This is a genomic window from Streptomyces sp. NPDC059866, from assembly GCF_042731325.1.
GTDB lineage: Bacteria > Actinomycetota > Actinomycetes > Streptomycetales > Streptomycetaceae > Streptomyces > Streptomyces flavusporus.
In genome coordinates this window covers 1-9031 of sequence record NZ_JBHWJT010000059.1, presented here as the reverse complement: position 1 = coordinate 9031, position 9031 = coordinate 1, and the positions used below count along the sequence as shown (strand labels likewise).

Genomic DNA, 9031 nt, shown 5'->3' with positions numbered 1-9031 from the left:
GCATGAGTCGCCGACCACCGAGAGCTACCCACGCGCCCTCGTCGGCAGCGCCTGCACTTTATACCCGCCAGTGGGCCCCCGCGCCTCGCGTCTGCCGTCGGCCTTCGACTGCGCAAGGTGCCGCACCATCCGGCGCACCCAGGGTGGAATATCAAGCCCGCGCTTCACGCTCACTCACTAGACAGATCTGTCTACCTTGGGCGGACCCCGCTGCCGTCCAGTCATGAGGGTGATCCATGAGCTCCGCACCCACCACGCCTCAGCCCGATTCGATAATTGCCTCCGTCGGGCAGTCGGCCCGGCACACGGCATCGCCACGCTGGCGACGACTGGGGCCCACCGCTTCCATCGGCGTGCTCGCCTCGATCGTCGTGTCGCTGCTGGCGGCGTCCAGCGCGCCGACCCCGCTCTACGCCGTCTACCAGCAGCACTGGGGCTTCTCGCCCATCACCGTCACCGTCGTCTTCGGTGTCTACGCGGTGGCTGTGCTGCTCTCGCTCTTGGTCTTCGGGAAGATCTCCGACCACATGGGCCGGCGGCCGGTGCTGTTGGTCGCCCTGATCGTGCAGGCCCTGGCCATGGTGGTGTTCGTCACCGCCGGTGGGGCGGACGCGCTGCTGACCGCACGTGTGGTCCAGGGAATCAGTACCGGGGCGGCCGTCGGTGCGCTCGGCGCCGGGATGCTCGACATCGACGCGCGCAGGGGCGGCTTCCTCAACTCCCTCGCGCCGACGCTGGGGACCGCGGCCGGCGCCCTGGTCTCCGGGGTGATCGTGCAGTACCTGCCGGCCCCCATGCGTCTCATCTACCTGGTGCTGCTCGGCGTGTTCGTGCTCCAGGCGCTGGCCGTGCTGGCCATGCCCGAGACGGTCACCCGCAAACCGGGCGCGCTGGCCAGCATGGCTCCCGAGTTCAAGCTGCCCAGGTCCGTCCGTGCCGCGGTGGCCATCGCCGCGCCGGTGATGTTCGCAGTGTGGGCGCTGACCGGCCTGTACGCCGCACTCGGGCCGGCCATCAGCCGGGCGCTGGTCCACTCCACCTCCGTGGTGTGGGGCGGGCTGCCCCTCTTCGTGCTCGCCGCTTCCGCCGGGCTGGCCGTCGTCCTGCTCCGTGAGGTGGCGACGCGGAACGTCATGCTGATCGGCATCGGCGCGCTGGTCCTCGGCGTGGTGATCACCCTGGTCTCCATCGCCTCGGGCGCCGGCGGCACACTCTCCGTCATCGGGTTCTTCGTGGGCGGGGCGATCTCCGGCTTCGGTTTCGGCGGCGGTTTCCAGGGCGGCATCAGGCTGGTCGTCCCGAGCGTGGAGCCGCATGAGCGGGCCGGGGTCCTGTCCCTGCTCTACGTCGTGTGCTACGTGGGGCTGGGGGTGCCGGCCGTGATCGGCGGAGTGCTGGTCGTGCACGGCGGTGGACTGGTGCAGACGTCCAGGGAGTACGGCGTCGCCGTCATCGCCCTGGCACTCGTGGCGCTGACCGGGCTGTTGCTCAGCGGCCGCCGCGCGGAGGCGGTGACCGTGGTCCGGCCCGAAGCCGACCTTCCCCGCGAGGTGGCGCCCGCAGCGGGGTGCCCGCAGAGGTGACGGGAAATCGGGGACAAAGTAGACAAGTCTGTCTGATGCGGTGGTGGACATGGTGACCAGCAGCGTGAGCAAGGCGTCCGCGCGCGAGCGGCTGCTCGAGGCCGCCAACGAGCTCTTCTACGGCGAAGGCGTCCAGACCGTCGGCATCGACCGGGTCATCGAGCACGCCGGGGTGGCTAAGGCCTCCCTGTACAACACTTTCGGAAGCAAAGAAGGCCTTGTCTGCGCCTACCTGGAGTTCCGTCACGAGCGCAGCCGCAGCCGGATCACCCGGACGCTGACTCGGTTCCGTACCCCGCGGGAGCAACTGCTCGGCGTGTTCGACGCGCTGGGCGAGGCGTTCACCCAACCCGGGTACAACGGCTGCGCGTTCGTGCGGGCCACCGCCGAGGCGCCGGAGGACAGTGTGGTCCGCCGCGCCGCGGAGAACTACCGCACCTGGGTGCGGGGTTTGTTCACCGACCTGGCCACCGCGGCCGGGTACGCCGAGCCCGAGGAGCTGGCTCGCCGGCTCCACCTGCTGTACGACGGGGCGGAACAGTCCGCGCGGATGGACCGTGACCCCTCCGCCGCCACGACCGCCCGCGCCGCTGCGGCCGACCTGCTCGACGCCGCGCCACTGACGGGGCCCGCCACAGCCGGGTAATCGGTGTCTTTGAACGTTCACGACGCCATCGGTGACGCGGAACTGCGCCTGGTGGACCGCCCCGATCACGTTGACCCGAAGGGGCAAAGAAAGTGATCGGGGCGGCCCGCCGACGCTGCTTCACCCCGTCTCAGAGGGTGCGACTCCTCGTGCCGAGGTCCGAGACGGCGGCCTCGACCGCGGCTGTGTGGCCGAACAGGCCGGGGAGGCCGCCCGTGTGCAGGAAGACGGTGCGCCGGCCGGGCGCGATGTCCCCGTCCTCCACGGCCGCGATCAATCCCGCCATCGCCCGGCCGGTGTAGACGGGGTCGAGCACGATGCCCTCCGTCCGAGCCGTGAGGTTCATCGCGGCCATGACGGGGCCGGTCAGAACTCCGTAACCCTCGCCGACCTGGTCGAGCCGTAGCCGCAGCGAGCCCGGCGCGTGCGGTGTGCCGGACAGGTCGGAGACGAAGGCGGACACGGTGGTGGCCGGATCGGGTACGGCGCCGCAGTGGACGCCGAGGACCCGCTCGGGGCCGAGCGGGTCGACCAGGCCGGCCATGGTGCCGCCGGACCCCAGGGCGACGACCACGGTGTCCACGTCGGGGGCCTGGGTGAGGAGTTCGCGTCCGCAGGTGACGTAGCCGCGCGCGCCGAGCGCGCTGGAGCCGCCGAAGGGAATCAACGCCGGTACGGCGCCGTCCGCCCGCAATCGGGCGGTCACTTCCTCGGCCGCCGCCGTGAGGGCCTGGCCGTGAACGTCACCGGCCCAGACGACGGTGGCACCGAACAGTGCGTCGAGGGCGAGGTTGCCCTGGGCCGCCCCACCCGGTGAGCCCGCGAGGACCAGGGCGGTCTCCAGTCCGAGGCGGGCGCCCGCGGCCGCGGTGAGCCGTGCGTGGTTGCTCTGCGGCGCGCCGGTCGTCACGAGGTGTGTGGCCCCCTCGGCGAGCGCTGCCCCGCACAGCCACTCCAGTTTGCGGATCTTGTTGCCGCCGCCGCCCGTGCCGGTGAGGTCGTCGCGTTTGATCCAGAGGTCGTCCGCGCCGAGGCCCAGCGCCTGGGCGAGCCGGGGCATGGGCTCCAGCGGGGTGGGCCAGGTGCCGAGCGGGACGGGCCGCGGGACGTCGCTTGCGGAAGTCATGGACACATGATCGGCCCTGGGGTTACCGGTCGTATGAGCGGCCCTGAACGTGTTCCGTTCTGCACGCCGACGCCTTTCCCCTTCCTCCGCCGTTCCGGCTGCGCATCGCCACGCACTCACGCTGTCACTTGTTTGACAGGTAACGGCGATGCCGGCATGCTCGTCACCAGTTCAACAGGTGACGCATATACGTCCCGGCACCCACTCCCTGAAAGGGGATGCCACAAATGGACCTGAAGCTCGAACTCCTCGTCCTCCCCGTCTCCGACGTCGACCGGGCCAAGGCCTTCTACGAGAAGGCCGGCTTCCGCCTGGACGTCGACAAGGCGCCCACCGGGGAGTGGCGCGCGGTTCACCTCACGCCCCCGGCTCGGAGGCGTCGATCACCTTCGGCAAGGGCCTCACCCCCGCCGAGCCCGGATCCGCCCAGGGGCTGTACCTGATCGTCCGTGACATCGAGGCAGCACGTGCGGAACTGCTGGGCCGTGGCATCGAGGTGAGCGAGGTGTTCCACGACGCCGGGGGCCTGCTGTTCCACGGCCACTCCGGAGGCACGGTCACCCACGACCTGCCGGGCCAGGAGCGGCTCGCCGGACGCCAACCCGACGGCGCCTCCTACGGCTCGTACGCCACCTTCAGCGACCCCGACGGCAACGGCTGGGTCCTGCAGGAGATCACGGAGCGTTTCCCCGGCCGCTGACGCCGCTGAGCCACGGACTGGCGCAGCGGGTCAGGCACGCACGCGCCGATGGCCGATGGCACGATGCCGCCTGGAACGCGCAGGAGCTTGAGGCCCAGGTCCTGGGACGTGCAGGCCGCGCCGAGGAGGCGATCCGGATCCTCGGCGCAGACATAGCCGAAGGCCGCTTCCTGACGCAGAACACTCTCACCGCATACGCCGAACTCCTCGTGCGCCACAGGCGGATCGACATCCGTGTGCGAGCAGCCCCCGCTCGCGTGCTGCACGGCCGCCGTCCGGCCCATCACCAGCTCGTACCCGGTGTCCCCGTGCGCTGCCGGCGCTCCGCCGGGGCTCAGGGCGTGCATGCCCAGGACGCCAGCCAGCACCGCTATGACCAGCAGTACCAACAACCGCCCGTCCGGGCGGTTGTTGGTACTGCTGGTCATGCGCTCATCGTACGGGCACCCCCCTGCCAACGCGGACGCGTCAGAGACTGGCGTCACAGCGTGCAGCTGCACCGATCAGCAGCGTTCAGGGCCCGGGTCAGCTCTCGGTTCGCGTCCCGGCGGCTTTGAGCTCGGCCTCCCGTTCCTCCAGACGTGACGCCAGCCCGACGTTGTGCTGTTCCAGCCGGGTGATGGTGCGCTGGAGTTCGTCGATGTCGGCGGGAGAGCCCAGCCCGGACTCGCACCAGGCCTGCTCGCCCATGAGTTCCGACAGCCGTTTCTCCAGCTGCTGGACCCCGGGCGGCGAGGCGGGTGTTGCGGGCTTGGGCGTTGGCGAGGTCGGCCTGGAGCGAGGCCGGGCTCACCGGCGACGCGCACGCTGGGTCGTGCCGGGCCGGTTCCCGTTCGGCGGCGTGGACCAGGGCGAGGAGTGGAACAGCCCCACCCGCCTGTCCGCCGAGGTCGAGGCGGAGATCTGCGAGCTGCGCCGTCGGCCCGCCTCACGGGTGCCCGCCGGATCTCCCACGAACTCACCGGTCGCGGGCTGGAGTCGGCGCCGTCGCGGGCCACGGTCCACCGGGTGCTGTCCCGCAACGGCCTGGTCAGCGCCCAGGAACAGCAGCATCCGCGCAAGTACCGCCGGTGGCAGCGCGAAGCGCCCATGCACCTGTGGCAGCTGGACCTGGTCGGCGGGGTTCCGCTGGCCGACGGGCGGGAGTGCAAGATGGTCACCGGCATCGACGACCACTCCCGGTTCGTCGTGATCGCCTCCGTCGTGGCCGTGCCCGGCGCCCGTGCGGTGTGCTCGGCCTTCACCGCCGCGATGCGCCGTTACGGGGTGTCCTTCGAGGTGCTGACGGACAACGGCAAGCAGTTCACCGGCCGCCACACGCGCCCGCAGCCGGTGGATGTGCTGTTCGAGCGTATCTGCCGGGAGAACGGCATCACCCAGCGGCTGACCAACCCACGTTCGCCCACCGCCACGGGCAAGATCGAACGTTTTCACCGCACCCTGCGTGAGGAGTTCCTCGATCACGTGGTGCCGTTCGAGTCGCTGGCCGCGGCTCAGGAAGCGATCGATGGCTGGGTGCACGCCTACAACCACCAGCGCCCGCATCAGGCCCTGAACATGGCCACCCCCGTCAATCTCTTCCGCCCCCACGCTGCCGTCCACGGCGATGACGAGCATCCTGAACAGGCAGTTGCCGAGCCGGAGTTGTCCATGGAGGCCGTCGAGCCGCCCGTCCTGCCGCCGCAAGGGACCGCGATCGAGTTCGACGTGCGGGTGCCTCCCGCAGAGAGATCAGCCTGGTGACGGGCAGGCAGCGAGTGGGCATCCATCAGGCACTGGCCGGCAGGACGCTGAAGGTCTGGGCGAATCACCGCAGCGTCCACTTCCTCCTGGACGGGCACCTGGTCACCACGGTCCCTTCCCGGCTGCGGCCGGAGGACATCGCCTACCTGACCATGCGCTACGGCGCCTGTCCGGCTGGTCCCGAGCCCGCACCCGCCGCCCTGCCCAGGGCCCGCAGCGGCGCGGCCGTCCTCGCCGCCGGCGATCCGGTCGAGGTCGACCGCAAGGTCCTTCGTGACGGGATCGTCTGCCTGGCCGACGGCCGCTACCAGGCCGGATTCGCCCTCGCCGGCCGCACGATCACTCTCCGGCTCGACGGGCACCTCATGCACGCCATTGCCGACAACGCACTGATGGGAACGTGGCCGTGCCCCGTTCCGGCCGACCGTCTGGGGCAGAGCCACGGGGCGCGGACAGCGGCGTCCAGCGCGCCGACCCCGCCCCTGCGGGCTGGGGCCATCCGGGCCCAGCGCAAGGTGCACGCGAGCGGCCGCTTCATGATCAACGGCCAGTTCGTCAAGCTCGGACCACGGCATGCCGGAAAGATCGTCACCGTGGTCATCGAGGACACCCACTACCGGATCCTGCACGGGGAAGACGAACTCGCGGTCAGGCCCCGCAAGAATCCCGGACCGATCACCAGGCTCTACGTCAAAGGCATGGGCACCCAGAAGGACCGTCAAAGATCTCCTGACGACAATCCGTCAAGCAAGTCCTGAGACCCCACACCGACAGACCCTACGGACCCGCGCGGGAGAACGACCTGTTCGGCCGGCCTGCCTGAACGGCTGACTTGCCCTCGAGTGCGCTCCAGGTCGTAGCGTCGTGGACACGGTGGCACACGAGGCCCCCCGTCCGGTGTGCCCCATGGGATGCCGGGCTCGGAATCCGTCGCGGGATGGATGAGGGGCTCGGTGTCGCCGGAACGACGAACGAGTGTGCAGGAAAGGCTGGGACACGGCATGCAGAAGCGCAGTCTGCGGGACCTCCAGGTATCGGCCATCGGCCTCGGGTGCATGGGCATGTCCGCCTTCTACGGATCCGCCGATCAGAGGGAGGGGATCGCGACCATCCGGCGCGCCCTGGACCTCGGGGTGAACTTCCTCGACACAGCGCAGGTGTACGGGCCGCTCACCAACGAGTCGCTCGTCGGCGAGGCGATCCGGGGGCGTCGCGACGACTATGTGATCGCGACGAAGTTCAACTACCGGATGGATGACGCCGTACCCGGCGACATCAGCACGGTCGGCCCGCAAGACGGTTCGGCCGAGCACGTCCGTAGTTCGGTCCACGGCTCTCTGAAGCGTCTGGGGACCGACCACATCGACCTGTACTACCAGCACCGGGTTGACCCGAACGTGCCCCATCGAGGAGACGGTCGGCGCGCTGGGCGAGCTGGTCGCCGAGGGCAAGGTGCGGTGCATCGGGCTGAGCGAGGCGAGCGCGGAGACCATCCGGCGCGCCCACGCCGTGCACCCGATCACCGCGGTGCAGAGCGAGTATTCGCTGTGGTCGCGGGACGTGGAGGCCGAGGTGCTGCCCGCCTGCCGGGAGCTGGGTATCGGCTTTGTGCCGTACTCGCCGCTGGGTCGCGGCTTCCTTGCCGGGCGGTTCACCTCGCCGGACGAGTTGGACGCGAACGACTGGCGCCGCGAGAACCCGCGCTTTAAGGACGCCAACCTGGAGGCGAACGTGCGGCTGGCGGCAAAGGTGAAGGAGATCGCCGCCGAGAAGGACGTGACCCCGGCCCAGCTGGCCATCGCCTGGGTGCTGGCCCAGGGCGGGGACCTGGTGCCGATCCCGGGTACCAAGCGCCGTACCTACCTGGAGCAGAACGCCGCCGCGGTCGACATCGCGCTGACCGGGGACGACCTGGCCCGCATCGACGCGGAGCTGCCGGAGGCGGCGGGTGAGCGGTATGACGAGGCGGGGATGCGAACGGTCAATCGCTAGTGTCCTGCGCCGGAGATCCGTCGGCAGAAGCGGGCGAGGGAGTCGAGGATTTCCTCGGCGGTCTTGGTCCAGATGAACGGCTTGGGGTCCTCGTTCCACTCCTTGACCCAGGCGCGGATGTCGGCTTCCAGGGCCTGGACGTTCTTGTGTGCGCCGCGGCGGATCTTCTGGTCGGCCAGGAAGCCGAACCACCGCTCGACCTGGCTGATCCACGAGGAGCCGGTCGGGGTGAAGTGCCTGTGAAAGCGGGGGTGCTTGGCCAGCCACGTCCTGATCGCGGGCGTCTTGTGGGTGCCGTAGTTGTCGCAGATCAGGTGGATCTGGAGCTGCGCGGGCACCTCCTTGTCGATCCTGATCAGGAACTTCTTGAACTCCGCCGCCCGGTGCCGGCGGTGCAGGGCACTGATGACCTCGCCGCTAGCCACATCGAACGCGGCGAACAGGGTGGTCAGGCCGTTGCGCCCGTAGTCATGAGTGCGCCGCTCGGGCATGCCCGGCATTATCGGCAGCACCGGCTGGGACCGGTCAAGGGCCTGGATCTGGGACTTCTCGTCCACCGAGAGGACCACCGCGCCCTCGGGCGGGTTGAAGTACAGCCCGACGACGTCGTAGACCTTCTCCACGAACAGCGGGTCCGTGGACAGCTTGAAGGTGTCCGTCAGGTGCGGCTTGAGCTGGAACTTCCGCCAGATCCGGCCGACGGTGGACTTGGACAGGCCGCTGTGTTCGGCCATCGATTTGCGCGACCAGTGCGTGGCGTTCTTCGGGATCTCCTCCAAAGTGGCCACCACGACCGCCTCCACCTGATCGACCCCGATGGTGGGCGGCCTGCCCGGCCGGGGCTCGTCGGCCAGGCCGTCCAGCTGCTTGGCGAGAAACCGCCGCCACTTGCGGACCGTGTCGGCGGAAATCCGCAGGTTCCTGGCCACCTCGACGATGGGCGAGATGTCAGGACCCGCACAGGCCAACACGATCCGCGCCCGTAACGCCAGAGCCTGGGCCGAGGTCGCCCGCCGCGTCCACCGCTCCAACACCGCCCGCTCGTCATCAGACAGCAGCAACGGTTCCAGCTTCGGGCCCCGACGAGGAACTGACGCACCACCAGCAGAAGTCACGCAACTACTAACGATCAACTACTGGCGCATCACACTAGTGTGATGCGCCTGAAATGACGGTCTTAAGTCTGTAGGCTGTTTCCATGGCGTCTCGGGGTCCTCGTGCTGTCGAAGTCGTGCTGTCTG

8 protein-coding genes and 2 pseudogenes are annotated in these 9031 nt (G+C 69.6%); 6 read left to right on the top strand and 4 right to left on the bottom strand.

Translation table 11 applies throughout. The features are described 5' to 3' along the window. Window positions 1–236: 236 nt before the first annotated feature. Window positions 237–1583 carry an MFS transporter gene (locus ACFV7R_RS43300; protein ID WP_385275162.1) on the top strand — a complete coding sequence of 449 codons (1347 nt, stop codon included), beginning with the start codon at window positions 237–239 and terminating at the stop codon, window positions 1581–1583. Window positions 1584–1632: 49 nt separating this feature from the next. Next, a complete protein-coding gene (locus tag ACFV7R_RS43295; protein WP_385275159.1) occupies window positions 1633–2229 on the top strand; it encodes a TetR/AcrR family transcriptional regulator in 597 nt (198 codons plus the stop codon). Between the two features lie 130 nt (window positions 2230–2359). Here the strand turns inward: ACFV7R_RS43295 and ACFV7R_RS43290 are convergent, their stop codons facing one another. Next, the gene (locus ACFV7R_RS43290) at window positions 2360–3355 is read right to left on the bottom strand and encodes a D-cysteine desulfhydrase family protein (RefSeq protein WP_385275156.1); all 996 of its coding nucleotides are present in this window, start codon (window positions 3353–3355) and stop codon (window positions 2360–2362) included. A 227-nt stretch (window positions 3356–3582) separates the two neighbouring features. On the opposite strand from ACFV7R_RS43290, the pseudogene ACFV7R_RS43285 reads away from it, so the two are divergent. Next, window positions 3583–4055: pseudogene (locus tag ACFV7R_RS43285) on the top strand (VOC family protein). On the opposite strand, the gene ACFV7R_RS43280 reads toward ACFV7R_RS43285, so the two are convergent. Beyond that, a complete protein-coding gene (locus ACFV7R_RS43280; RefSeq protein ID WP_385275153.1) occupies window positions 3971–4483 on the bottom strand; it encodes a DUF6153 family protein in 513 nt (170 codons plus the stop codon). The pseudogene ACFV7R_RS43285 and the gene ACFV7R_RS43280 sit on opposite strands and share 85 nt — an antisense overlap. 97 nt (window positions 4484–4580) lie before the next feature. Next, window positions 4581–4745 (bottom strand): hypothetical protein, encoded by a 165-nt coding sequence (locus tag ACFV7R_RS43275; protein ID WP_385275150.1) that lies wholly within the window; start codon window positions 4743–4745, stop codon window positions 4581–4583. A 318-nt stretch (window positions 4746–5063) separates the two neighbouring features. Here ACFV7R_RS43275 and ACFV7R_RS43270 point away from each other — a divergent pair, with 318 nt between their 5' ends. From ACFV7R_RS43270 to ACFV7R_RS43260, 3 genes and pseudogenes are all read left to right on the top strand, one after another. Further along, on the top strand, window positions 5064–5798 hold the full coding sequence (locus ACFV7R_RS43270; RefSeq protein WP_385275147.1) for an integrase core domain-containing protein: 735 nt from the start codon (window positions 5064–5066) through the stop codon (window positions 5796–5798). Then, complete coding sequence (locus ACFV7R_RS43265; protein ID WP_385275144.1) at window positions 5795–6556, top strand: helix-turn-helix domain-containing protein; 762 nt, start codon at window positions 5795–5797, stop codon at window positions 6554–6556. Before ACFV7R_RS43270 ends, ACFV7R_RS43265 begins: the two co-directional genes overlap by 4 nt. Window positions 6557–6799: 243 nt before the next feature. Continuing rightward, window positions 6800–7790 (top strand): annotated as a pseudogene (locus ACFV7R_RS43260) (aldo/keto reductase). Here ACFV7R_RS43260 and ACFV7R_RS43255 read toward each other — a convergent pair. After that, the gene (locus ACFV7R_RS43255) at window positions 7787–8905 is read right to left on the bottom strand and encodes an IS630 family transposase (protein WP_385275141.1); all 1119 of its coding nucleotides are present in this window, start codon (window positions 8903–8905) and stop codon (window positions 7787–7789) included. The pseudogene ACFV7R_RS43260 and the gene ACFV7R_RS43255 sit on opposite strands and share 4 nt — an antisense overlap. Window positions 8906–9031: the final 126 nt, after the last annotated feature.